This is a genomic window from Winogradskyella sp. HB-48 (assembly GCF_049942685.1).
Taxonomy (GTDB): domain Bacteria; phylum Bacteroidota; class Bacteroidia; order Flavobacteriales; family Flavobacteriaceae; genus Winogradskyella.
On sequence record NZ_CP187934.1, the window covers coordinates 2,441,737 to 2,467,569 of the forward strand.

Consider the following 25,833-nt stretch of genomic DNA (forward strand, 5'->3'; position numbering starts at 1 on the left):
TAATTCAATACTAGAAATTAACTTTTTTTTTGAGAATAATTTCTCAAATCATCGTTTTTTTTGATGTTTATTTAACATTATCCCAATGTTAATAAAAGTGTTAAAAAAAATGAAATTTAAGTCTGGAAAAAGGGAGTAATAAATTGGATATTTGGTCTCGTCCAAAAATTAATCTAAATACATTTCCTCATGCAAATAACACATATCCAGAAACGGGATTTTTCAACAAAACCCTTCCAATTAAGTAAAATTACCAATGCAATTCTTAAGGCAATGACCGCTCTAGAACACGGAAGTTTAGAGGATGCAGAACGTATTTCTCAAAGTGTTTTAGATGTGTTGTTAAAGCAAAAAGAAAAAGAACCTAAGTACGTTCCAACAGTTGAAGAAATACAAGACGCTGTTGAAAATGCTTTGATGGAAAATTCGTTTTTTGATGTTGCCAAAGCATACATTCTTTACAGAGACGAACAAGCCAGAAAACGTAAGACCAACATCTTTGAAAAACGGATCAACCTAAAGCCTTATGAATATCCTGATCTGTATGAATATGTGCCTGCAATAAGACACTCGTATTGGATTCATACGGAGTTTAATTTTACAAGTGATATTCAAGATTTTAAGGCAGGCTTATCTGAAGTTGAGAGAAGCGCAATTAAAAATACGATGCTTGCCATTTCTCAAATTGAAGTTGCCGTAAAATCATTTTGGGGAGATATATATCACAAAATGCCAAAACCAGAAATTGGATCCGTAGGAGCAACATTTGCAGAAAGTGAAGTAAGACATCATGATGCATACTCTCATTTATTGGAAATTTTAGGTCTTAATAAAGAGTTTAATGACTTAAAGAAAAAACCAGTAATCATGCGCCGTGTTCAGTATTTAGAAAATGCATTAAAGAATTCTAAGAGTGATGATAACAGAGCTTATGCAGATGCAGTATTGTTATTCTCATTATTTATTGAGCATGTGTCTTTATTTTCTCAGTTCTTAATTATAATGGCATTCAATAAGCACAAGAATGTATTAAAAGGTGTTTCTAACGTAGTTGAAGCAACGTCTAAAGAAGAGCAAATACATGGCGATTTTGGTATTGATATTATTAAAATAATCAAAAACGAAAACCCAGATTGGTTTGATGACGATTACAATGCAACTGTACAAGATATGTGTAGAGAAGCCTTTGATTCGGAGAGCAAAATTGTAGACTGGATTTTTGAGAAAGGAGAAATAGACTTCTTGCCAAAAGCTGTCGTAAACGAATTCCTTAAAGACAGATTTAATAGATCTTTAAAAAGTATTGGAATAGACACAATTTTTGAAACTGACGAAAAATTATTAGCAGAGACTGAATGGTTTGACGATGAAATTATAGGAACCAAACATGGTGATTTCTTCGTGAAACGATCAATCAACTATAGCAAAAGAACCCAAAGTATAACCAGTGATGACCTTTTTTAAAAATGATAGAACAAAACCAGATTAATAGCGCAAACAAAACAGAAAACGAATTAATAAATGCAAGAAAAAAGTCTTTACAACAATTAAAGACCAAAACAGATGGAGACTTTGCTTGGTTAACAGACTACAGCAGGCAATTTTTAGCGTCGGGCTACTTAACCGAAGGAGTAACACCAGAAGAACGCATAAAGGAAATCGCAGATAGAGCAGAACAGATTTTAGGAATTCCAGGTTACGCAGATAAGTTTTTTAACTATATGTCTCTTGGTTACTTCTCACTATCATCGCCAGTATGGTCTAACTTTGGGAAAGAAAGAGGCCTGCCAATATCTTGTTTTGGATCTCATGTAGATGATGATATGGGTAATATACTTTATACCCAATCAGAAGTTGGTATGATGTCTAAATTGGGTGGTGGCACATCTGGTTACTTTGGCAAAATAAGACACAGAGGAGCAGCTGTTAAAAATAACGGTCAGGCATCAGGTGCTGTGCACATTATGCAATTGTTCGAGTCTATGGTAGATGTTGTAAGTCAAGGTTCCGTGCGTCGTGGACGTTTCTCACCTTACTTACCGATAGACCATCCAGACATTATGGAATTCTTAGAAATAGGAACAGAAGGAAATCCAATTCAAGAGTTAACACACGGTGTTACTGTTACTAACAATTGGATGCAGGAAATGATTGATGGTGATGAGGACAAGCGTACTGTTTGGGCAAAAGTATTACAGAGAAGAGGTGAGATGGGTTACCCATATATTTTCTTTACTGACAACGCTAACAATGGTGCTGCTGACGTATACCAAGATAAAAAGTTACCAATATACGCGAGCAATCTTTGTACAGAGATCATGTTACCATCTAACGACGATTGGTCTTTTGTTTGTTGCTTATCATCACTTAACGTGTTGCACTACGAAGATTGGAAGGACACCGATGCTGTAGAAACAATGATTTATTTCTTAGATGCCATAATTACAGAATTTACTGAAAAATTAGAAGCTTATAAGGATTCACCAAATAGAGATGACCAACAGACGTTCTTGTTCATGGAGCGTGCTTATAACTTTGCAAAAGATAACAGAGCGCTAGGATTAGGTGTTTTAGGATGGCATTCTTTATTACAATCTAAGATGTTAGCGTTTAACAGCCAGGAAGCCTTTAACTTAAATAGTAAGATCTTCAAACTGATAAAAGAGAAATCTTATAAAGCATCTGAAGAATTAGCAGAGCGATTTGGAGAGCCTAAAGTATTAAAAGGATACGGCAGAAGAAATACAACCTTAAACGCTGTAGCACCAACAACTTCTTCTGCATTCATTTTAGGACAGGTATCTCAAGGTATTGAACCGATTTGGTCTAATATCTATGTAAAGGATATTGCAAAGATTAAGACGACAATAAAAAATCCATATCTAGAGGCATTTTTAGAGTCTAAAGGTAAGAATACTACTGAAGTATGGAGAAGTATTAGAGATTACGATGGTTCTGTACAGCATTTAGATTTTATGACTGATGAAGAGAAAGATGTCTTTAAAACCTATTCTGAAATTGATCAGATGGATATCATATATCAGGCTGCTAATAGACAAAACCATATCGATCAAGGGCAGTCTGTAAACATTATCGTACATCCAGAAATGTCTGTAAAAGAGATTAATAAAATTCACGTTACAGCATGGAAACTGGGCTTAAAGTCACTATACTATCAGCACAGTATGAACGCGGCACAAAAGTTCAAGCAAAAGAAAGAATGCACAACTTGTGAGGCTTAGATTCATAGTTTATAAGCATAAAAAAACCCGATTGAAAAATCGGGTTTTTTTGTTTGTATGATTAAAAAATTATAATGGAATGTTACCATGCTTGCGTTTAGGTTTATTTACCTCTTTATTTTCTAGCATGCTAAATGCTTTTATTAATTTTCGTCTTGTATTTTCTGGTAAAATTACTTCATCTATATAACCACGTTCTGCTGCACTATAAGGATTAGCGAAAAGTTCAGCATACTCAGCTTCTTTTTCTTTCCATTTAGCTTCAGGATCATCAGCAGTAGTAATTTCACGCTTAAAAATAATTTCAGCAGCACCTTTGGCTCCCATTACTGCAATTTCCGCATTCGGCCAAGCAAAGTTCATATCGGCACCAATATGCTTCGAATTCATTACATCATAAGCACCACCATAAGCTTTACGTGTAATAACGGTAACTCTTGGTACAGTTGCTTCACTAAACGCATATAATAACTTGGCACCATGTACTATAATACCATTCCATTCCTGATCAGTTCCAGGTAAGAAACCAGGTACATCTTCAAATACTAATAAAGGAATATTAAAAGCATCACAAAAGCGTACAAATCGTGCAGCTTTTTTAGAACTATTTACATCTAACACTCCTGCTAAAAACATGGGCTGGTTAGCTACTATTCCTATCGATTTCCCTCCAAGTCTAGCAAAACCTACAATAATATTTTCAGCATGATCTTTATGAATTTCATAGAACGAATCTTCATCAATTACACCTTCTATAACACTATGCATATCATAAGGCTTATTAGGATTATCCGGAACGATATCAGAAAGACTTTCTCTTACTTCATCCTTAAGCTCAAAAACTAAATCGGTAGGTTTTTCTCTGTTACTTTGTGGTAGGTAGCTTAATAGTTTTTTTATATCCTCAAGACACTCCACATCATTTGCAGAGGTTTTATGGGCCACTCCAGATTTTGTAGAGTGCACGCTGGCACCACCAAGTTCCTCACTGGTAACTTCTTCATTAGTTACCGTTTTTACAACATTTGGTCCTGTAACAAACATGTAACTGGTATCTTGAACCATAATGGTAAAATCTGTCATGGCAGGTGAATATACAGCTCCACCAGCACATGGACCCATAATTGCAGAAATTTGAGGAATAACACCAGAGGCTTGTACATTTCTATAAAAAATATCAGCATAACCACCTAAAGAACGTACTCCTTCTTGTATACGTGCTCCACCAGAATCATTAAGACCAATAATTGGAGCACCAACATTGACAGCCATATCCATAATTTTACAGATTTTTTCGGCATGAGTTTCAGATAAAGACCCACCAAACACTGTAAAATCCTGAGCAAACACGTAGACTAAACGCCCATCTACAGTACCATAGCCTGTGACAACTCCATCTCCATAAAACTTTTGGTCTTCCATGCCAAACTCTTTGGTTCTATGGGTTACTAAAGCGCCAATTTCTTCAAAAGAACCTTCGTCTAATAAATAGAGAATACGCTCTCTTGCTGTTAGTTTTTTCTTTTCGTGTTGTTTATCAATTCTTTTTTGACCTCCACCTAATTTAGATAAGGCAATTTTTTCGTTTAATGTTTTTATTTTAGAACTCATAGTATCTTAATTAGGTAATCTTAATAGTTTTTGATCTTCTAAATATTGCTTCAAGGCTAATTTTGCTGCAATTTCTGCTTCAGCTTTATGTTGTGCTTCTAAAAGGCTAGGTGAGTAGTACTTTTTCACAAAATGTGTATCGAAGTTTCCACTTCTAAAGGCATCGTGCTCACAAACAAAACGACCAAAAGGTAAAGTTGTTTGCACACCTTTAACGTGATAGTTGTCAATAGCTTTTATCATTAGCTCAATGGCTTCTGCACGTGTTTTGCCATAGGTAATGAGTTTAGATAACATTGGGTCGTAATAAATTGGCACATCCATACCTTCTTCAAAGCCATTATCTACTCGAATGTTTTCACCAACAGGTAACTGATAAACCTCTAAATTACCAACACTTGGTAAGAAATCATTCATAGGATCTTCTGCATATACACGAAGTTCTAAGGCATGGCCATTAATTTTTAAGTCTTCTTGTTTGATATCTAAAACTTCGCCACGAGCAACTTTAATTTGAAGCTCAACTAAATCGACACCAGCAATCCACTCAGAAACAGGATGTTCTACCTGTAATCTAGTATTCATTTCTAAGAAATAGAAATTATGATCGGCATCCATCAAGAATTCAACCGTACCAGCACCAACATAATCACAAGAACGCGCTACGTTTATGGCGGCTTGTCCCATTTTTTCTCTAAGTTCAGGTGTTAATATTGCTGATGGTGCTTCTTCTACAACTTTTTGATGACGACGTTGTACAGAACATTCGCGCTCAAAGAAATGAACGATGTTACCATGGGTATCAGCCATGATCTGAATTTCGATGTGTCTTGGTGAGGTTACATATTTTTCAACAAAAACAGAACCATCACCAAAAGCTGAAGTAGCCTCACTAATGGCACGCTTCATTTGGCTTTCAACATCTTTTTCGTTTTCAACGATTCGCATTCCTTTTCCGCCACCACCTGCAGCAGCTTTTATAAGTATTGGAAGCCCTATTTTTTTGGCAATTTCAACCGCTTCTTTTGGATCCGTAACTGCATGATCTACGCCTGGCACCATAGGAATATCATAATCTTTAACAGCATCTTTTGCTGCTAATTTATCTCCCATCATTTTTATGGCTTTAGAACGTGGGCCAATGAAAATGACATCATTTTTTTCACATAGTTCTGCAAAGTCAGCATTCTCACTTAGGAATCCATAGCCAGGATGGATACCATCAACATTCAACGATTTTGCAACTTTAATGATCTTATCTCCTTTAAGATAAGATTGATTAGATGGTGCTGGGCCAATACAAACAGCTTCGTCTGCATATTTTACATGTGGTGCATTTCTATCGGCTTCAGAAAATACAGCGACAGTTTTTATTCCCATTCTTTTTGCAGTTCGCATGACACGAATTGCAATTTCGCCACGATTGGCAACTAATATTTTTTTCATATGAGTTTCTTTTGATGTCACTTCGAGTGATTTTTAATAAAAAATTTTATCGAGAAGTTCTCGATACTTTTTGTTCATGCTTCACAAAACACTCGAACTGATTCATCATTTTATTCGAATTCGATTAAAAGTGCATTTTTTTCAACAGTATTTCCTTGTTTGACCATAATGGATTTTATGACACCATCTCGAGGGGAGTTGATAACATTTTCCATTTTCATGGCTTCAAGAATTAACAAGGCTTCATCTTCTTTAACCTCTTGAGCTTCTTTAACATTAATTTCTAGAATTAAACCTGGCATAGGTGCCTTAACGTCGTTTACTTTTTTAGATGCACCAATTTCAAAACCTAGGGCAGCTATTTGCTGATCTAAGGCATCGTTTAGAACAACATCATAAGTGTTGTTGTTTACTTTAACGCTATATGTTTTTTTGTTGAAATCAGAGCTAACAATGTTAGCTTTAATGGAACTGTTGTTTTGTAGGATATGATACTTATTTGTTGAGGTTTCAACAGCATCAAGTTGGTCTATTGCTTCTTCGGTTACATCAAACTCATAAGAAGCATTAACTTTTGCTTTATACATATGTAGAGGTTTATTAAACTTTGGCTAAGTTATATTTTAATGGACTTCTAAAATATGAAATAAATCATGTTTATAGAAAGACTTAAGTAGATTATAACAATTTATTGATTTAATAAGTTGCCTTCCTTTAATCGGTTTTAAATGTTGAATTATCTTGGTGCTTACGAATAGCTTTTCTTGATAAAACAATCCCAACAATTAAGGACACAAAAGCACCAATTGAAATACCTGGAATAAACCTTATAAATAAGAAGAAATCATAGGCGCCATGGAATAATACTGCTAAAAACAAACCAACCATGTTGAGTTTTACTCTATTGTTAGAAAACTTTGCCAAACCCATAAAATAGCCCATTAAAACACCAAAGGTGGCATGGGCTGGTACAGCTGTAAATGCTCTAAGAATAGCGGTTTCGTAGCCACCTTGTAAAACGTACATAATGTTTTCTGTACAAGCAAAACCCATAGATACCATAACGGCGTATATTATACCATCGTAAGGCTCATTAAAAGCTTTTTTGGGTTGCGCAAAATACTTTACAATAACATATTTACTAAATTCTTCAGAAAGTGCCACAACTACAAAGGCCTGAATAAACTGTTGCCAAACACTATACTCATCAGTTATAGGAATAAATCGACCTGTAAAAAGATAAAGGATGGTTACAATGATTATGCTAACAATGGCACCAAACAGAAAATTAGCAATTAAAAGACCAACAGGTTCCTTTTCATACTTGTCGTGAAAATAGATGTAGATAATTATTGTAAATATTGGTGCAACAGCACAAAGAATTAAATTCATAACTCGACTTTAGATTTTATGGTATCCAGGATAAAATGATAATACGATTTGTTTGTTGGTATAAAGTGATTGTTTGTTTCGCTGTTTTTTAGCAGTAGTTCAAAGTCGTTAAATGACACTAGTTTTAAAGCTTCAACTTCGTCTTCTTGTGGTTTTAAATCTGATAGGTTTACTTTTAATTCTGCAATATAGACCTGATGGAATTCATTGTCTTGAATAGTGCCGTTAGCATAAGAACTCTCATGAAGCTTTGTACCAATTTTTGTTAATTCTTTAGGCTGTAATGTCAGTCCAATTTCTTCCTTTGTTTCTCTTAGAACAGCATTTAAAAAGGATTCACCAGCATCTATATGTCCTGCAGCTGAAACATCCCAAAGCAAAGGGTGAATAACCTTTTTATGAGAACGTTGTTGCAATAGAATTTCACCTTTTTTAGTATATAGCCAAAGATGAATGGTGTTATGATACCAACCGTTTTTGTGAGCTTCGGATTTTAAAGCTGTTTTGCCAGTTGGTTCACCAGTTGCTGTAACTATATCTATGTATTCATCCATATAAAAAGATTCCCACTTTCGTGGGAATTTTGATTATTTGAAATAACTAAATGTTTCTCCGTCCTTAATTTTTAGAAGTGTTTCGTAAATTAAGCGTATTACATTTTCTACATCATCTTTGTGCACCATTTCAACAGTTGTATGCATGTAGCGCAACGGAAGAGAGATTAGGGCAGAAGCCACACCACCATTACTGTATGCAAAGGCATCAGTATCTGTACCTGTAGCTCTAGATAAAGCAGCACGTTGAAAAGGGATTTTCTTTTCTTCAGCAGTATCTGTAATTAAGTCACGCAACTTTTGTTGTACTGCTGGTGCATACGCAATTACTGGGCCATCACCAATTTTAGCTAGACCTTGTTTTTTAGGGTCAATCATTGGGGTTGTTGTATCGTGCGTAACATCGGTTACTATCGCTAAATTTGGTTTTATAGTCTGGGTAATCATTTCAGCACCACGTAACCCTATTTCTTCTTGAACCGAATTAGTAATGTAAAGCCCAAAAGGCAATTTCTTTTTATTTTCGTGAAGCAAGCGTGCCACTTCAGCAATCATAAAACCACCCATTCGGTTATCTAGTGCTCTACAGACAAATTTATCCTTGTTAAGGATGTGAAATTCATCAGGATAGGTAATCACACAACCCACATGAACTCCCATTTTTTCAACTTCGTCCTTGTCTTTTGCACCAATATCTATACAGATATTTTCAGGCTTTGGAGGTTCTTCTTTAGAACGGTCCCTCGTATGTATAGCAGGCCAACCAAAGACCCCTTTAACTATACCTTTTTTGGTGTGGATATTTACAATTTTGCTCGGTGCAATTTGGTGATCACTACCGCCATTTCGTATAACATACAATAGACCGTTATCCGAGATGTAGTTAACATACCACGAAATTTCATCTGCATGGCCTTCTATAACTACTTTGTATTTTGCCTTTGGGTTTATTACTGCAACTGCAGTGCCGTAAGTGTCGGTTATAAACTCATCGACATACGGTTTTAAGTAATCCATCCATATGTTTTGACCATCCCATTCATAACCTGTTGGTGAAGCGTTATTTAAGTATTTTTCTAAAAAGTCCATCGACTTTTTGTTGAGTAATTGCTTTTTAGCCATTGGTAAAAATTTTCTTTAAAAATAATAATATTAATACGAATTTAGGGTTAATGGAAGTAATAATTGTTAATTTTGAATTGCCTGAAATTTGTTCTTTGGAACGATTTTAGATACCAATGTAAGCATGAAATATATTACCTACATAGCACTGTTGTTTTCAACTTTAGTTTTTGCACAAGAAGATCCTGTAAAGCAAGATTCTACAGCTGTGTATTACATGATTATTGAAGGGGATTCTATTCCGGTTACTGAGGTAGAGTTAGATGAGGTATTAATGTTGCCTAACCTTAGCTTTAAAGATAGAGAGGCACGCATAAGGTATATAGTCCTTAGAAGAAAGACGCACAAAGTGTTTCCTTATGCAAAATTAGCCGCCGAGCGTTTAGAAGCCTTACAAAAGCGACTAGATCAACTAGAGCGAAAGCGTGATAAGAAAAAGTATGCTAAAGTGATACAGAAGTATATTGAGGATGAGTTTTCGGCAGAATTAAAAAAACTGACTAAGACCGAAGGACAAATTTTGGTAAAACTTATTCATAGACAAACAGGTAAAACTACTTTTGAACTCATTAAAGAATTGCGGAATGGTTGGCGCGCTTTTTGGTTTAATAATACGGCCAGTTTGTTTGATATTTCTTTGAAGAAAGAATTCAATCCGATGGCTGAAGAAGAAGATTATCTTATCGAGGATATATTACAGCGTGCTTTTCAAAATGGTCAATTGAAAAAGCAAGAACCAGCGTTTGATATAGACTATTATGCCTGTGTAAATAAATGGTCTGAACCTAAACAGAAAACCAACAAGTCTCAACAGTAAATGCAAGCACAAACCAAACTAGAAGAACAACTTAATGCTTGGTCACATGGTATTGGTGCGGCTCTAGGAATTGTTGCCTTGGTTTTGCTCATTGTTTTTTCTGATAATGACTCTAAACCATGGAGTCTTTTTAGCGTTATTGTTTATGGTATTTCTTTCATAGTTTTGTTTTTGGCTTCAACACTTTATCATGCGGTAAAAGGGGAGAAGCGTAAGCATTATTTTAGGATTGTAGATCATATAAGCATTTATCTGCTTATAGCAGGAACGTATACTCCTGTACTTCTCATCACACTTAGAGAGAGTAATGGCTGGCCACTCTTTTGGGTGGTTTGGGGAATTGCTGCTTTTGGACTGATACTAAAGCTCTTTTTTACAGGTAGGTTCGAAATCTTTTCTACACTATTGTATCTTGTAATGGGATGGCTGATTGTTTTCGATTTTTCTAATCTTTCAGACGCTATCGGACCAAAAGGCGTTTTGTGGTTGTTTGCAGGAGGATTGTCTTATACCGTTGGTATTATTTTTTATGCGATACAGCGTATACCTTACAATCATGTTATTTGGCACTTGTTTGTATTGGGTGGTGCTATTTGCCATTTCTTCATGATTTTTAATCATGTGATTTAAGATGATTCAATCATCTTTTTAAATAATCTGAGTTTTTTATTTGTGCTTTGATATTAGTATTATCTATCCATCTTCTCATTAAAACAAATTCTCTAAGTCGGTTTCCTAGTTTGGATAATAGAGGATTGATTCTTCTTATTTTAATCTTAGTAATACACCTTTACGTTTAGTGATATTTTTATAATCCCATTGTATCATTTTAGATTTACATACCCAACGTTTTAGGTCTTCATCATTAATTCGATCTACGTTTGTGTAGAGCTTAGAAGCATCCTTGAATTTTCCTGTTCCTGGTTTTAAATCCTCTTCATCAAAGCTAGTGCCACTCCAAAACATTAGTTGAATGCCAGCTTTTAGTTTACTATAACCAACAATGGGATTACCATTTAGAAACCAAACAGGATGTCTGTGCCAAATTTTGTTTTCGGCTTCAGTTAAAAGTTCGAAAAGTATTGTGGATAGCTACTCGCAAATTTCGCGCTCTGCACTGTCTTGATCTTGATTATATAATGTAATTTCTCGATTCATTTTCTATACATTCAATTGCTTATGAAAGCTATCACCATTTGGTTTTCGTTTTGATAGTCCGCAAGTACAATCCATTAATCCGTAACCATCTATAATACGGTGGATTTTTTTCTATACGAGCTGTTTTGATTTTAGATTGTTTGGGTTTGCCAAAATATAATAAGTATCCTTTTTGTCTATCTTTTCAAAAGTTGTCTAGATATGTTGTAACGTTTGTATTCATCTAGTTTTATTGGTTTTTCTCTGATTAGGAAATTAAGCCGCAATGAGCTATATATGTTGTTGTGTTTTCGTTATTTTATTTTTGAATATTCGATTAATTCCTCCACATAGTGAAAATCACCTTGATTTTGAGTTAGCTTTATGAAGTTTTTTACAGCAGGCGCGTATAACCAAACTTCTGTTTCATTTGCGTTGTATCCTCTGGAATTAGTTGTTTTTCCTGTGTATTTAATCGTGTAGGCCATAAATGTTCCCGCTTCTACGGTTTCTTCTTGGTATGATAGTACTTCGGCATTCTGACTTTGGTTTCCTGTAGTTCCGTCTTGACTTGTCCAACTGTTTTCATATTTCCATTTTTTGCCTACTTCAAGAGGCCAGTCGTACTTTGGTGTTTCGCTTACCTCTGGTTTAACGATTTCGGTAACAGGAATAGTATCCTTACCAATAGTCATACCCAAGGCTCCGTCAAAACTTACTATTTCTCTAGTATCTGTACCATCAGAACGTACTTCTCCTTCAGTAGTTACACCTTTATATTTCCAGACCCATTTCTCACCAAGCTGATAATCAGTTAGAGTTGGCTGGTTGGTTGTGTTGGATTTAGTTGAGTTGTTACAGGCACTAAATAATACTAATGCAAGTAATAATAGAATTTGATTTTTCATTTATATTGTTTAGAACAATAGGACGTGTAAGATTCAAATTTGTTACAATTAATAAAGGTGAATGCCAAGTATAGACACGAGCACATAGTGCGAACTGTGCGTTAGCAAATTATTTACGTCTGAAGTTAGCTTTGGTTATTCTTTTCCAAAGATTGGTATTCAATATCTATTAGCTCGATTAATTCTGTTATACTCTTTTTTAATAAAACGGATTGCCTTGTATAATAATTAAGTTGTCTCGATGAAATATAAATATCTGCTAATATTCGTTTGTCTGTAATTGTAATTGGTGAGCCAAATTCACCATATTTTATTTCATAGGCATATTTATTTCTTAACTCTGTAGAACGATCCAACACATCTTCACCAATAGCTACGATATTTTGGACCTCCAATTCATAGATGTTTTGAATAGTATTAAATAGCTCACGATTGCTTATTATGTTTGATTTTCCTTCAGATATCATTGAATTATAAGTTCCGATTTTTGGTCGAAATTTTCTGTCTGTAAAGAAAATATATTCTAATTCAGATACTCCTTCCACTTTTGGAAGCTCACCAATGATTTCCTCGAATATTAAGTCAATAGTTGAGTCTTGAGACATTAATTGAGCAATACGCCATTTATGATCATTAATTATTTGAGATAAGAATAATGTATCTTGCATTAAATCGCTCTTTATTTCTTTGAGATAGACTTTCTCTGCATCTCGTATTTTGTTTAATTCATTCGAATTATTGATACTTAGCGCAATTAAAATTCCAATAACAACAAGAATGATTTCTCCGATAGCATAAAGAAGATAATTAATGACCTTTTTATTCCTAATCATATTTTGCCTTATTTTTCTAAAGATTTTTGCCATTGGTTAATGTTTGATTTAAATGAAGCACAACTGCAGGGTTAAACGTAGTTCTGATTAGAGAATGAAAAGATATAAATTCTTAAGCAATAATCAGAGAATAGGTCTTCCAACGCTCTTGGCTATGGTTTCGTTACGGAATGGTACGCGAGTATCATTCCGCCGACACGAGCACAAAGTGCGAACTGGTGGCAACAAACCATAAATTTAGCAAAAAGGCTCGAAATTACGACTGCGAATACCGAAGCTTTAGCGTAGGTGGCGAATTCCGCCGCAATGAACTATATAACCAATGTTGTGTGCAGTTTTTAATTACTGTTTATAGTAAAGGTTTTTAGCATACCCTTTTCATCAGCTTTAGGTGTTTCTGAAATTAAAAGATAATTGCCCGAATCCAAATCTACTTCAAAATAACCCGTTTGGCCAGCTTCACAATTGTTCACTCCACCTAAAAAAGTAAAACCTCTAGGTGTAGGTGTTCGTAATCCTGTAGGGTTCATCCAATTCATCCAATGAACTAATGAATCTATATTTGCAGAATTATCATATTTAATTAAATTAACATCGTGACCTGAAAAATGTTCATGGGGTACTTGGTCAATAAAATTTACTTTAAAGTGATTTTTGCCCATTTTGGGTTGTGAATTGAAAACATAACCTTCCGTACTGGAAACACTCACTACATGTTCAGCTTCTATTGGTAAAGTATTTGAGGATTCATCGATTACAGTGATAAATTTCCACATGCCGTGTGATGTATGAAATTCTCCATTGATGGCTTTAACATAGCATTCCATCATATACTTTCCAGGTTCGAGATGAATTGTTGAAACCGCTGTTTTTCCAGGGGATATTAAACCTGTACCACCATAGCGTTTTACATCGTTGAACCATGTAGGTATACTACCAAATGCAGCCATAGCACTATCAGATTTTCCTTCAATTAGATACCGCATACCATCATCAAAGGGAGGCATTAAATGTAGATTGATGTCTTGTTCTGTAATGGAGTCTGATGGCAATTTATCCATTATGAAAAAATGAGTTTCGCCAGACATATTTTTATAGGCAAAGGTATTCCAACCAGATTTCAAAGTGTCTAAGGTCTGAAAATCCATAGCCCTTGTTATCACTTCGATAACGTTGGTCTCATCCTTCTCCAAGGGTATTTGTTCATTTTGTTTTTTGTCAGATTTACATCCTATAATTAGAAGTAATAATAAGATGATACTAAAATTCAAGTAGTTTCTTTTTTTAATAGTTTTCATAATATGTTTTGATTGGTTAGTCTTTTTCAAATTGTTCACAACTGCAGGGTTAAACGTAGTTCTGATTAGAGAATGAAAAGATAATAAATTCTTAAGCAATAATCAGAGAATAGGTCTTCCTTATACTCTCTGATTATTGATCGTCAATTAGCTTTGCGTAAGCGAAGCGTAAATTGTAGAATTTATTAGATTGGGAATTCGAGAAGCAGGATCAAATTACCTTTAACCGACGATGTCGCACGTTTTGGCACGAAGCCCGCTGAAGGCGATATTTTTGGGATAGGCTTTGTTGGTAATTTGGTTTAACCCTGCAGATGATAGCACGTTTACTTTAAGGTGCATTGTCTGCGAAGCAGCGCAGATTAAAGTTCGCCTTTGGCGAATGTGCTATCATCGTGTTCGTGTATGATTTGTGCGATTGAGAATCGTTAGATTTTCAGTCGTAGCAAATCAGTTGCTTTAATATAGGATTTTTATTTGAAGTAGGAGTTTAGCATGAATTATACACGTTGTTGGCAACTGTATTTTTAAAGAATATTATCCAAATCTTGTTTTCCAATAATTGCCATTATATCTACAACATCCTCGTTTACTTTATAGAAAATACTGTCAGATCCACATACGCAACGTCTATATCCTTTTTTTATATAATCAACTGATTCGAAGGAAAAGGGTCTTTGTGCAATCATCTCAAAATATTCAAAAAAAGAGTCAAAGTATTTATCTGCTTGAGTAATTCCGAATTTTTTAACTCCGTAGTGATGAATTCGAATTAAGTCCTCTCTCGCAGTATTACTGATTCTAAATTCAGCCATTGAGTAAGTTCTTTGATTGCTTAAGAATTTGCTCTTTACTATCAGAAGTAAATCCACTATTTTCAGCTTTTTCTAGCTTAGTTCTAATCCAATCAATTTGAACTTGTTGACTTCTTGCTTGTCTAATTAAATCGTTAACTAATTCACTTTTACTCGAATATTCTTTATTGTCAACTTGATTTTTCAGCCACTCATCATTAGGCTCTGTAAATGATATACTTTGTCTAGCCATAATTTTAAATTTTGATGTAAATTTACACCAAATATGAATCAATCGCAAATTTTTATGAATATTGTTGCCAACTGCAGGGTTAAACGTAGTTCTGATTAGAGAATGAAAAGATAATAAATTCTTAAGCAATAATCAGAGAATAGGTCTTCCTTATACTCTCTGATTATTGATCGTCAAATAGCTTGGCGTAAGCGAAGCGTAAATTGTAGAATTTATTAGATTGGGAATTCGAGAAGCAGGATCAAATTACCTTTAACCGACGATGTCGCACGTTTTGGCACGAAGCCCGCTGAAGGCGATATTTTTGGGATAGGCTTTGTTGGTAATTTGGTTTAACCCTGCAGATGATAGCACGTTTACTTTAAGGTGCATTGTCTGCGAAGCAGCGCAGATTAAAGTTCGCCTTTGGCGAATGTGCTATCATCGGTCTAGTGTATGAGCAGTAGCGGATTACATACAACTACTTTTCGGCTTACAATATACTTTAATTTATGCAAAAACGGTTCGAGTTTACACTCAAACCGCTATTGCTTATACACCGTGTTGGTAGCCGTATTTTATTAATGCTTGTGTTTCGGTTCCCATATCAATCTTACAAAAGTGCTAAATCTTTCGTTTTCTCTGCTTACAGGAATTCCTGCAACAATTCCAATTAACAAGTTATCTGCCACTCCTAAACGCATTTGTGGTCTTATTGTCATATCAAAGTCTCTATTGTCAAGAGTTTTATTGAATTCGACACCAATGAAGTTTCTTGTTCCGGTAATCATATAATGAAGACTTGTATTGATGTCATAAGTCGTATGAAATTTATTGGTGCTGAAATTCTGTTCAATCATTGGACCTGTATAAATCAATGAATGAAAGTTGTTTCCCCAACGTTTTGCAACAACAAAAAATGGATTGTAGATATTTCCTTTAATGAAAGGGCTTCCAAAGTTTCTGAAATCCGACAATTCAAACTCATTGATATATCCAATTGCCATTGATGTTGCCATTGGCTCACTTACAAAGAATGACCATTGAGTGGCTATTTTAATACTGTTTAGTTGATTTGATGGAATTGAATCACGATTTACTCCATTTTGAGCAGAATAAAAAGTAAATGGCAGTTCAACCTCAAATCCCAATCTGTCAATAGGTGCCCATTCATATTCAATCAGTGCTTCATACGCATCAAATTTTAAGTTGTCTGTTAAGCCTAAGCCAATGTTCCACTCTTTTTCTCCTTTTCGCGCCCCTAAATCTCGGATTAAGTCAATATAAAGCGGTTCAGCGTGTAGAACTTTGTCAGGCTCTTTATGGTCTTCTACTTGTTGGATATAAATACTGTCTTTTTCAGTTTTTGTAATTTGGGCAATTGAATATGTTGAAGATGCCAATAGTATTATTAGCACTAATAATCTTTTTAAATTCATTTTGATTTGTTTTTTAAGCATTAAGAAATATCCTCACTACTATTGAATAGGTGAGAATTGGTTAAGTCGTAAAATAAATCAAATCTTGGGAGGTGGACTGTCTAATTTATTGAAGCCTTTTGTTAGACGAGCTTCATAGTCAGGATAAAGGTTTTTTCTTTCGTCAATTAAGTTGTGGTTGAATTTATCTACTTTAATGACGTGCACTAACAAGTCTACTTTTATATTTTTCTGCTTGTTGTGCTCTTCGGTGTCATGGTCATCATATTCTTTAATAGCATCTTCATAACCCAATACTTTTTCGAGAACTATTTCAATGATACTTTCCTGGTCATTGAAAGATAAATCTTCAGGAATATGGTCAGGCTTTGGGTCTGCTGTATCAACACTTATGTTGAGCAGATATAATCCCATTAGTCCCCAAAGGATTTTCGTAAATACGCTATTTCTTATTTGACTTAACACGGTTCAAAAGTAACGTTTTTTAGTCGGTATTCGTATATGGCTACCAATGCAGGGTTAAACGTAGTTCTGATTAGAGAATGAAAAGATAATAAATTCTTAAGCAATAATCAGAGAATAGGTCTTCCTTATACTCTCTGATTATTGATCGTCAAATAGCTTGGCGTAAGCGAAGCGTAAATTGTAGAATTTATTAGATTGGGAATTCGAGAATCAGGATCAAATTACCTTTAACCGACGATGTCGCACGTTTTGGCACGAAGCCCGCTGAAGGCGATATTTTTGGGATAGGCTTTGTTGGTAATTTGGTTTAACCCTGCAGATGATAGCACGTTTACTTTAAGGTGCATTGTCTGCGAAGCAGCGCAGATTAAAGTTCGCCTTTGGCGAATGTGCTATCATCGTATTTGTGTATGATTTTTTGCGGGAAAAGGACGCGAGTCATTTTCCGTTGTTGCGGAAAGATAATTAATAAGATTGAATTTCCGCTGAGGAAATTCAGCCGCAATTAATTATACACCTTGTTGTGGTGTCGTTTTTATTTTCAATTTAGTTCCAATTTCAGGTTTAACTTTTTGTTTTTTCTTCTCAGGTTTGATTAGATATGTATAAACACCATTATTACGTTTATCTATTTCCTTTTCCACTGCTATTTTTCTTTCCGATAGGGTTTTGAAAAAACTATCCACGTGCATTGATTCAGTTTCACATTCAAAATATTTTTCAGATTTGTCTAAAATTAAAATTCCGTGATGAACTCTTTTTTTAACAATCCAAATTTCATTAGTGGTACAGTCAATTATTTCTGTGTTCGGTGGAATTCCGTTTAAGTTATGTTTTAACTCTATCAAAAGTCCGAGTCCAGTAATGTTAAAACACTCAACTACTTTGACAAAGTTTGGTTCCATAAATTTCTTTAATTTCTATCTTTTTGAGTTAGTCGAGCAAATGCACCACAACTGCAGGGTTAAACGTAGTTCTGATTAGAGAATGAAAAGATAATAAATTCTTAAGCAATAATCAGAGAATAGGTCTTCCTTATACTCTCTGATTATTGATCGTCAAATAGCTTGGCGTAAGCGAAGCGTAAATTGTAGAATTTATTAGATTGGGAATTCGAGAAGCAGGATCAAATTACCTTTAACCGACGATGTCGCACGTTTTGGCACGAAGCCCGCTGAAGGCGATATTTTTGGGATAGGCTTTGTTGGTAATTTGGTTTAACCCTGCAGATGATAGCACGTTTACTTTAAGGTGCATTGTCTGCGAAGCAGCGCAGATTAAAGTTCGCCTTTGGCGAATGTGCTATCATCGGTTTTGTGTATGGCTCGTTGCGGAAAATCAGCTATGATTTTCCGCCGTAACCGAAAGATAGCAAATTGCAATGAATTCCGATTAGTAATTCAGTCGCAATGAGCTATACACGGTGTTGTACTGCGTTTTTTTATTCAGTTTTATAATATTCGTCATAATGATGTTTAAATTCAGATTGCATTAAGTCAGATGTTATTCCGCCAAATTGGATTTCAAATCCGTCATTGTCCATTCCAATAAAATATGCTCCCCAACCTTTCAATTCATTTTGCTCGTTATCGAATACTTTTAATTCAGGAATTACCATAGTATTGATGAACTTGTCTTCTGGGTAATCATCATTTATTCCGACTCCATTTTTAATGCAATGCTCTTTTATCAATTCGTAAGGTGAGTTAATATTCTCAAAATTGACTTTACCAAAGACAACACCCATTGGTGTGTCTGCAAACTCAAAATTCGTTGTTCCGATTTTTACTCCGCTTAATTTTATATCGTAAGTCTTATTCATTCAATACAAACTTGAATTTCATTAGTTGGAAGATAGTTTTGGAAAAAACTCAATGTAATAAGGTTAGATTTTTTGACTTTTAAGTCCGAGGGATTTAAAAATTCAATTTCGTATGTTGCTCTTTTCGGGATGTCAATTGAAGCTATCTTTTTCGCTCTTTTTCCAAAAGCAAAAGATTGAATTCTCCAAAACGTTTCTTTTGGTTTAATGATAGTTTCTCCGTTTACTTCTCGTAGAATCAAAGAAAAGTTATTTGTAATTACTTTCCAACCGCCTAAAACTTTCAGACTGTAGATTCCAACTGGTAATTCCAATTGTTGTTTTTTGTCCAAAATGTTAATTGGTTTTCTCATTTCTCAAATGCAGTACAACGGTTTAGGCTATGGTTTCGTTGCGGAATGATTCGGCAGAATTATTCCGCTGTAAACCAAACCTTTGCTGTAAGATAGGAATTTCCGTGAGGAAATTCCGCCGCAATGAATTATAGCCAGTGTTACCTGCAGTTATTTTTTTACTTTTTTACCGTTCCGATATTCAATCCGCAATTCAGTTCCTTCATCGTTCAGACAGTATTCTATTCCGTGTTTTTTGTTTTTTTGATATTCACATCGATAAATTAGTATGTCATTTTGATACCGTTCAATTAGAGTCTTTTTTTCGTTTTTATCGTAGTGTTTAAATTCAGTTGTCGGTTTATCCAATCCGTAATTCGTTTCCTTACTTTTTGTTTGAGTATCCGAATAATATTCAGTCTCTCTTGCAGGTGTTGGCTTTTCAGTTCCGTTGTAATATGTTATAGATTTAGTCAGTTTTCCATTGTCAAAATATTCTTCATAAACTAAATGTCCGTTTTTTCGAACGTGTTGCGCTTGTCCAGTAAATAATTTTTCGTCCGCAACTTTATAAGTCAAATTATTTTCCACATACAAGTCTTTCATTCCAACTATTTCTTGTGCAGAAACTTGGGTTAAAAAACAGATTAAAACGATTAGCAGAATATTTTTCATAATTGCAGGTAACTGCAGGGTTAAACGTAGTTCTGATTAGAGAATGAAAAGATAATAAATTCTTAAGCAATAATCAGAGAATAGGTCTTCCTTATACTCTCTGATTATTGATCGTCAATTAGCTTTGCGTAAGCGAAGCGTAAATTGTAGAATTTATTAGATTGGGAATTCGAGAAGCAGGATCAAATTACCTTTAACCGACGATGTCGCACGTTTTGGCACGAAGCCCGCTGAAGGCGATATTTTTGGGATAGGTTTTATTGGTAATTTGGTTTAACCCTGCAGATGATAGCACGTTTACTTTAAGGTGCATTGTCTGCGAAGCAGCGCAGATTAAAGTTTGCCTTTGGCGAATGTGATATCATCGGTATTGTATATGAAAAGTAGCGGATTTTTACCACCTAACTTTTCAGTTTATAACAGACCTTTAATTTATTCATTTTTTTTGTTTAAGCGATTAAACCGCTATTTTTTATATACGTTGTTAGCCACTGGCTTTACCAAAATATATATTTTCCACTTTGTTTTTCATAGAGATTTTTTTCATTCTTGAATCCCATAGTTTTTCTATATTGTTTGTCAAAAATATCACCAAAATCTGGCTGAGTTTTTAATAGTTCCAAATCTTTTATTTTATTAGCATTAATTTGCTTGGTTAGATATCCTCCGCAAATTTCTAATTCGTCCGAACAGGTAATCTTTCCGTGTAATTCTTCTCTAAATAGAAGAAACCTTACAAAGTAACTTGGTGATTTCTTTTGAGCAATCAGTGTTAAAATAAAAATCTCTAAGTCGTCAAACTTTACAGCCCAAGGGAAAATATCATCTTCGCCTATGTCTAATAAATATGACAAATCATTTTGGACAAGACCAAAAGAATGTATGTTTACTATTATAGAAAAGCATTCATTTATTTTAGAAATGTCAAGTTTCTCTACTGTATTTCCTTTACTATCTTGGATTACTAAAGTATTACTGTTTTCAAATATATCTTCAACACGCTTAGTTTGTTCATAGCCATAACCAATACTTTTTTTGAAGTCATCTTTAATTCTTGGAAATGCTTTTTCAGGATTTCTAAAAGGTTCTCTAATATTATATCCTTTGGCCTCTATGACAAATGCATATTTTTTCCATATTATTAAAATATCTTGCTCATTTCCGTTGACGTAATAGCTTTTATAATATTTGGCATTATTACCAAAAAACTTTTTAAATAATGATAATATATTGTTCTCCAATAAATCGCCTTTAAGTTTCAAATACTTATCCTTTCTTTTACTTTCTTTAATTATTTCTTGCTCAAGAAAATTATTGATAGAAAGGATAACTTGCATAATTTCGAAAACTTGGTACATTCCATCTTCCAAGTCAAAAATAGGACTATCATAAAGCGGATTTCCTGGATTGACTTCGGTATAATATAAAAATTCTCTTTTCTCTCTTTTAATTGAAAATAGATTGAGAAGTTTTTTAATTTTTTCTAATGAAAGATTCTCTGAAACTAATTCCTTAGGATAAAAACGGTCTTTCATTCCTTTATCAATCATAAACTTAGACCTAATTATATAATCCTTAGGAATACTCTCTTTGAAAAAATCTGGTAAGCTTTCATCTATACCTGATTCTATGCTGGTATAATCTTCCCAATTTTCCCTAAGTAATTCTGGGTTCATTGAGTGACCTTGAAAATTATTTTGGATTAATTTATCTAAGTTTTCATAGAAATTGATAAAATCAGAAGTTGTGAGTCCATATTTTTCATTTAAGAAGTCATCAAAGTTCGAAAATAGGTCTGAGACCCAATTTATAATTTGTTCTTCGAAGTTTAAATGTCCTACATTAAAATAGGTTAAAAAAGATGGAATTGCCACCAATCTAATTTTTTTCCATTCCTCAAAATCTATGGTCTCATTTTTTTCCAGTAACAGCTTTTGATATTCCTCTTCAATCTCATTAAGAAGTATGACTATTTCATCCCATTTTTCTTGGTTATATACATAATCTACACCATTTTCTTTATCGGTCGAAATATTAAGTCCAGCTAAATAGTGTAATTGTCTCATTGGTGAAGAAAGCTGACCTAATTGGTCAAAAGCTCTTTCTCTACCACTATGAATGGTGAATGATAAATCACCAAGAAACCACTTGGAATCGTAAGTGGAAACTAATTTTTTAAGCTTTTCTGATTTTTCTTTTAAACTCAATTTTTTTCAGCTTGTGGCTAACGGTCTCGGCTATGAGTAGTTGCGTGGGTTAGCACTTAACTTTGCAAGTACGCAATAGGCTGAAAATCCGCGAGGATTTTCAGAAGTAGGCGAGAACAAGCAATTACTTATAGCCATTGTTAGGCACAGTTATTTTATTTCAATTTAGTTTTTATTTCCGATAATGAATTCGTGTATACAACTACATTATTTTCTTTATCAAGTAGGATGTAAGTCGGAAAAATACTTATTGCTAAATTATCTGTCAGTCTGTTTGTTTCCTTTTCAATGAAATTTGTCCATGGAAGAGTCTTTGAATTTAGATATTTTTTCCAAGTTTCAATTCTATTTCCTTGGTCACTTGATAAACTGACAATTTTGATTTTATTCTTTTTAAAACGCTCTGTTAATGTTTTAATTTCTATATGGTCTTTAAGACAAGGCGGACAAGCTGTATGCCAAAAATCAAGTAGTATATATTCATTGCCCTCAATAGATATTTTTTGCTCATTATTATTTTGGTCAAAAAATGTGAAATCAGATAGCTTGATATTACCACTATTCAGTTTTGACTTTAGTGTTTTAATTAACAATCCAGAGGTGTAATGACTTTTTAAGTTTTCTGGCTGTGAATTTATTATACTCATCAGTTGGGAAAGTACTTCTTGATTGTTTTGATTTTTAAACATTATATTCAATCCAATCATAAATGAGAACGGATTATCGATATTTTTCTTTAGCTGTTCAAATAGAAACTTACTTATTTCTTGTTCAGTTGCGTCAGTTGAGTTCAGATTTTCAAACCCTTTATTATATTCAGTGATTTTATCAAAAATTTCAGAACCTACTACATTTATATTTAGAGATTTTGATACAATAGAAATTTGAATATCGAAAGTTCCTTGGTCAAGCCAAACTCTCTCTTTGTATAAACTGTCTTGAGTTTTCACGTCAAAAAAATACTCCTCTGTCAATTCATTCTGAAATGATAGTTTGGTTTTCTCATTGAAATTATACTCTAAATTACCTCTTAAATTCCTGAAATTAATTGATTCAATATTCTCGTCAGATTCTATTTCGATGGACAATTCCAACTTATCATTTTGACTAAATGAGAATTGAATTAAAAATAAAAGGATAAGGTTTAAAATGATTTTCATTTCCGTGTGTTTTGGGTTTTAATTGTGCCTAACGGTCTCGTATAACCGTCAGTTACGGGTTAAATTAGCAATTATTTTCGGTTTGACACAGACTTTAGCAATTACGTAGTGGATTCGGACGTAGTCGAATCCGCCGTAATTGCGGTTATACATTGTTACCCAACGTTTTTATTCCACGTTTCTCAAGTTCAGCTTCTAATTCAAGTCGTTTTTTCTTATAACTTCTCCTTGCTTTATTGAACTGAACATTTTTTTCGTCCTCAATTAATTCCGCTATTACAAATTCAACTTCTTCATTTGTTAATTCGTTCGGGTTTTTGAAATGTAAGTCCGAATCAAATTCAGTCGGTTGAGCTTTTTCGTTTTCAAGTTCATTAATCCGCTCGATTGGTTTTTCAGTTTCTACTTCGGTCAATTCGTAATCAGCTTTTGGCAATTCCGATTTACCAACTATTTGTAAATAATCACTCAAAATCCGTTTTTCCACAAAGATTTTTCCTCCGCCAAATTTGTGTCGGTCAGTCATATCTTTTTTTACTCCCGAAATCCAATATTCGTCTCCGCTTTCCAGGTCAAAATAGTTTCCGCTAATTCCCATTCCGTTCAAACTTTGGAATGCTTTTCCGTCAAAGTAAATTGTCTTTCCGCTTTTTGAGAAGGAAACAAGTCCAATCCACGCTTTTCCATTGTCTGAAAATCCGCTTTTCAATTCTAAATATTTGATTTCAGTTCGCATTTTTTAAATGTTGGGTAACGGTAACGTATAAGCGTAGTGCGGGATTAGAAGCACTTCACTTTCCGTTTAGCAGTTAGTTTATTTAATGTAATTAGTTTCATATCAGCACTTTCGCCCGCATTACGCTTATACATTGTTGTAAAACGTACTTTTTTATACTTCGATTGATATTTTTACTTTTCCGCCAAGTCCTTTTTCGACGATGTCATAAAGTGTCTTTAGCGTTAAGTTACTTCCATTGTTTTCCACTCTCGAAATGTAAGTCCGTTTTTTGTCGACCAATTCTCCGAGCTGTTCTTGGGTCAGATTTTTGTCTTCTCTTGCTTTTCTTAAAAGCAGTCCAATTTTAAAAGACTCGAAATCTCTGTCAAGTTCATCTCTGCGTTCCGTTCCTTTTTTTCCATAAACAGAATCTTTTATTTCTTTCCAGCTTTTAGTTTCCATTTTATTTGTTTTTTTCTTTGTAATACGATTCCATTAAATTCAACGCTTTGTCTATTTCCTTTCTCGGTGTTTTCTGTGATTTTTTTTGAAACCCGTTTAAAAGAATGACCAATTTTCCCTTATCAAAGAAGCAAAAAACTCGCCAAATATTCGAGCCAAGTTTTATTCTTGCTTCATAAAGTCCGTTTGTTCCAGTAATTGCTTTTAAATAATTGGACGGAACTCTTTCATAAGTTTCAATAATTTCAACGACTTTATAAATTTTGTCTTGAACTTTAGTCGGTTGAGCCAAAAGGAATTCCTCAAAATAATGTTTATATGCTATTACTTCTCTGACTTTATTCATTTTACAAATGTAACTTAAAAGTTACTAATTTCAAAATTCAGTTCGAAGTTTTTTGATTTGCAGAATTTTTCTTCGGTATGTTTTACAACGGTCTCGTATAACCGTCAGTTACGGGTTAAATTAGCAATTATTTTCGGTTTGACACAGACTTTAGCAATTACGTAGTGGATTCGGACGTAGTCGAATCCGCCGTAATTGCGGTTATACATTGTTGTAAAACGTTTTTAATATTTATTCCCAACAATTGTTTTTTTCGCAAAATATACACAGTCAACAGGTTCTCCATCTTTTACAGCTGGTTTCCATTTTCCGTTTGTCTCTTTAATTATATCTTCCATATTTGTCAATTCGGAAGCTTTTGGGTCTCCAAGAGTTTTAAAGTCCTTTATTTGTCCATCACAAGTTACCGTAAACATATAATTCAATCGGAAAACAATATTCTTTCCGTTTTCAGAAACTTTTAGATTAGATTCAATTAATTTATTCAGTTCATCTTTCCCATCAGAGTAGGTAGGGACACTTTCTATTTTCGGGTAGTCAGAAAGTCGTTTGTCATATTTAGTTTGCTTTTCATTTGAGTAAGTTATTCCGTCCCCGCATTCAGTTTCTTGTCCGAATGAGATTCCGATAAAAATTAAACTTAATGCAAGAGATATGATTATTTTTTTCATTGTTTATTGATTTGGTCAAATGTTTTACAACGTGTTTGGCTATGATTCCGTTGCGAGTAAAATCCGTAGGATTTTCCGAGTAGGAATCATAGTGTTTAAAGTTACTGTATTTTTGTTTCTTGCCATAAGTAGCAATGGTTTATAGCCAGT

Annotated in this window: 28 protein-coding genes; 4 read left to right on the forward strand and 24 right to left on the reverse strand. The window is 34.1% G+C overall.

The features are described from left to right. Positions 1–189 precede the first annotated feature (189 nt). Complete coding sequence (locus ACPX19_RS11025; RefSeq protein ID WP_426430058.1) at positions 190–1,464, forward strand: ribonucleotide-diphosphate reductase subunit beta; 1,275 nt, start codon at positions 190–192, stop codon at positions 1,462–1,464. A 2-nt stretch (positions 1,465–1,466) separates the two neighbouring features. Further along, a complete protein-coding gene (locus ACPX19_RS11030; protein WP_426430059.1) occupies positions 1,467–3,242 on the forward strand; it encodes a ribonucleoside-diphosphate reductase subunit alpha in 1,776 nt (591 codons plus the stop codon). Between the two features lie 69 nt (positions 3,243–3,311). Here ACPX19_RS11030 and ACPX19_RS11035 read toward each other — a convergent pair whose 3' ends face one another. From ACPX19_RS11035 to ACPX19_RS11060, 6 genes are all read right to left on the reverse strand, one after another. Continuing rightward, positions 3,312–4,853, reverse strand: coding sequence for an acyl-CoA carboxylase subunit beta (locus ACPX19_RS11035; protein WP_426430060.1), 1,542 nt, complete (start codon positions 4,851–4,853; stop codon positions 3,312–3,314). 6 nt (positions 4,854–4,859) lie between these two features. Next, the gene (gene accC / locus ACPX19_RS11040; protein ID WP_426430061.1) at positions 4,860–6,299 is read right to left on the reverse strand and encodes an acetyl-CoA carboxylase biotin carboxylase subunit; all 1,440 of its coding nucleotides are present in this window, start codon (positions 6,297–6,299) and stop codon (positions 4,860–4,862) included. 110 nt (positions 6,300–6,409) lie between these two features. After that, positions 6,410–6,886, reverse strand: a complete 477-nt coding sequence (locus ACPX19_RS11045; protein WP_426430062.1) for an acetyl-CoA carboxylase biotin carboxyl carrier protein subunit — start codon at positions 6,884–6,886, stop codon at positions 6,410–6,412. A gap of 127 nt (positions 6,887–7,013) precedes the next feature. Next, entirely contained in the window at positions 7,014–7,691 is a 678-nt protein-coding gene (locus ACPX19_RS11050) for a PrsW family intramembrane metalloprotease (RefSeq protein ID WP_426430063.1), read from the reverse strand. Then, positions 7,688–8,245: an NUDIX hydrolase gene (locus tag ACPX19_RS11055; protein WP_426430064.1), complete on the reverse strand. Its 558-nt coding sequence runs from the start codon at positions 8,243–8,245 to the stop codon at positions 7,688–7,690. The genes ACPX19_RS11050 and ACPX19_RS11055 overlap by 4 nt, the downstream gene beginning before the upstream one ends. 33 nt (positions 8,246–8,278) lie before the next feature. Further along, complete coding sequence (locus tag ACPX19_RS11060; RefSeq protein ID WP_426430065.1) at positions 8,279–9,367, reverse strand: M42 family metallopeptidase; 1,089 nt, start codon at positions 9,365–9,367, stop codon at positions 8,279–8,281. 124 nt (positions 9,368–9,491) lie between these two features. Between ACPX19_RS11060 and ACPX19_RS11065 the strand changes: the two genes are divergently transcribed. Further along, positions 9,492–10,184 (forward strand): DUF4294 domain-containing protein, encoded by a 693-nt coding sequence (locus tag ACPX19_RS11065; RefSeq protein WP_426430066.1) that lies wholly within the window; start codon positions 9,492–9,494, stop codon positions 10,182–10,184. After that, positions 10,185–10,814, forward strand: a complete 630-nt coding sequence (trhA, locus tag ACPX19_RS11070) for a PAQR family membrane homeostasis protein TrhA (RefSeq protein WP_426430067.1) — start codon at positions 10,185–10,187, stop codon at positions 10,812–10,814. A 135-nt stretch (positions 10,815–10,949) separates the two neighbouring features. On the opposite strand, the gene ACPX19_RS11075 is transcribed toward trhA, so the two are convergent. The 18 genes from ACPX19_RS11075 to ACPX19_RS11160 form a co-directional block, all read right to left on the reverse strand. Continuing rightward, entirely contained in the window at positions 10,950–11,150 is a 201-nt protein-coding gene (locus ACPX19_RS11075; protein ID WP_426430068.1) for a hypothetical protein, read from the reverse strand. A gap of 485 nt (positions 11,151–11,635) precedes the next feature. Then, a complete protein-coding gene (locus ACPX19_RS11080; RefSeq protein WP_426430069.1) occupies positions 11,636–12,229 on the reverse strand; it encodes a hypothetical protein in 594 nt (197 codons plus the stop codon). Between the two features lie 125 nt (positions 12,230–12,354). Continuing rightward, entirely contained in the window at positions 12,355–13,062 is a 708-nt protein-coding gene (locus ACPX19_RS11085) for a DUF6090 family protein (protein ID WP_426430070.1), read from the reverse strand. Between the two features lie 338 nt (positions 13,063–13,400). Next, positions 13,401–14,360, reverse strand: coding sequence for a hypothetical protein (locus tag ACPX19_RS11090; protein ID WP_426430071.1), 960 nt, complete (start codon positions 14,358–14,360; stop codon positions 13,401–13,403). A 527-nt stretch (positions 14,361–14,887) separates the two neighbouring features. Further along, positions 14,888–15,175, reverse strand: coding sequence for a type II toxin-antitoxin system RelE/ParE family toxin (locus ACPX19_RS11095; RefSeq protein ID WP_426430072.1), 288 nt, complete (start codon positions 15,173–15,175; stop codon positions 14,888–14,890). After that, positions 15,168–15,407: a ribbon-helix-helix domain-containing protein gene (locus tag ACPX19_RS11100; RefSeq protein ID WP_426430073.1), complete on the reverse strand. Its 240-nt coding sequence runs from the start codon at positions 15,405–15,407 to the stop codon at positions 15,168–15,170. The genes ACPX19_RS11095 and ACPX19_RS11100 overlap by 8 nt, the downstream gene beginning before the upstream one ends. A gap of 560 nt (positions 15,408–15,967) precedes the next feature. After that, the gene (locus tag ACPX19_RS11105) at positions 15,968–16,825 is read right to left on the reverse strand and encodes an HAEPLYID family protein (RefSeq protein WP_426430074.1); all 858 of its coding nucleotides are present in this window, start codon (positions 16,823–16,825) and stop codon (positions 15,968–15,970) included. A gap of 78 nt (positions 16,826–16,903) precedes the next feature. Then, positions 16,904–17,239 (reverse strand): hypothetical protein, encoded by a 336-nt coding sequence (locus ACPX19_RS11110; RefSeq protein ID WP_426430075.1) that lies wholly within the window; start codon positions 17,237–17,239, stop codon positions 16,904–16,906. Between the two features lie 560 nt (positions 17,240–17,799). Further along, on the reverse strand, positions 17,800–18,195 hold the full coding sequence (locus ACPX19_RS11115; protein ID WP_426430076.1) for a hypothetical protein: 396 nt from the start codon (positions 18,193–18,195) through the stop codon (positions 17,800–17,802). Between the two features lie 536 nt (positions 18,196–18,731). Continuing rightward, positions 18,732–19,112: a hypothetical protein gene (locus ACPX19_RS11120; protein WP_426430077.1), complete on the reverse strand. Its 381-nt coding sequence runs from the start codon at positions 19,110–19,112 to the stop codon at positions 18,732–18,734. After that, positions 19,109–19,465 (reverse strand): hypothetical protein, encoded by a 357-nt coding sequence (locus ACPX19_RS11125; RefSeq protein ID WP_426430078.1) that lies wholly within the window; start codon positions 19,463–19,465, stop codon positions 19,109–19,111. The genes ACPX19_RS11120 and ACPX19_RS11125 overlap by 4 nt, the downstream gene beginning before the upstream one ends. Before the next feature lie 150 nt (positions 19,466–19,615). After that, positions 19,616–20,119: a hypothetical protein gene (locus ACPX19_RS11130; protein ID WP_426430079.1), complete on the reverse strand. Its 504-nt coding sequence runs from the start codon at positions 20,117–20,119 to the stop codon at positions 19,616–19,618. Positions 20,120–20,616: 497 nt separating this feature from the next. Continuing rightward, the gene (locus tag ACPX19_RS11135) at positions 20,617–22,326 is read right to left on the reverse strand and encodes a hypothetical protein (RefSeq protein ID WP_426430080.1); all 1,710 of its coding nucleotides are present in this window, start codon (positions 22,324–22,326) and stop codon (positions 20,617–20,619) included. A gap of 155 nt (positions 22,327–22,481) precedes the next feature. Beyond that, a complete protein-coding gene (locus tag ACPX19_RS11140) occupies positions 22,482–23,486 on the reverse strand; it encodes a TlpA family protein disulfide reductase (protein ID WP_426430081.1) in 1,005 nt (334 codons plus the stop codon). Positions 23,487–23,631: 145 nt separating this feature from the next. Further along, a complete protein-coding gene (locus ACPX19_RS11145; RefSeq protein ID WP_426430082.1) occupies positions 23,632–24,222 on the reverse strand; it encodes a hypothetical protein in 591 nt (196 codons plus the stop codon). A 153-nt stretch (positions 24,223–24,375) separates the two neighbouring features. Next, positions 24,376–24,666 (reverse strand): helix-turn-helix domain-containing protein, encoded by a 291-nt coding sequence (locus ACPX19_RS11150; protein WP_109683522.1) that lies wholly within the window; start codon positions 24,664–24,666, stop codon positions 24,376–24,378. Between the two features lies 1 nt (position 24,667). After that, entirely contained in the window at positions 24,668–25,012 is a 345-nt protein-coding gene (locus ACPX19_RS11155) for a type II toxin-antitoxin system RelE/ParE family toxin (protein ID WP_426430083.1), read from the reverse strand. A gap of 224 nt (positions 25,013–25,236) precedes the next feature. Further along, positions 25,237–25,683, reverse strand: a complete 447-nt coding sequence (locus ACPX19_RS11160) for a hypothetical protein (RefSeq protein WP_426430084.1) — start codon at positions 25,681–25,683, stop codon at positions 25,237–25,239. Positions 25,684–25,833 lie beyond the last annotated feature (150 nt).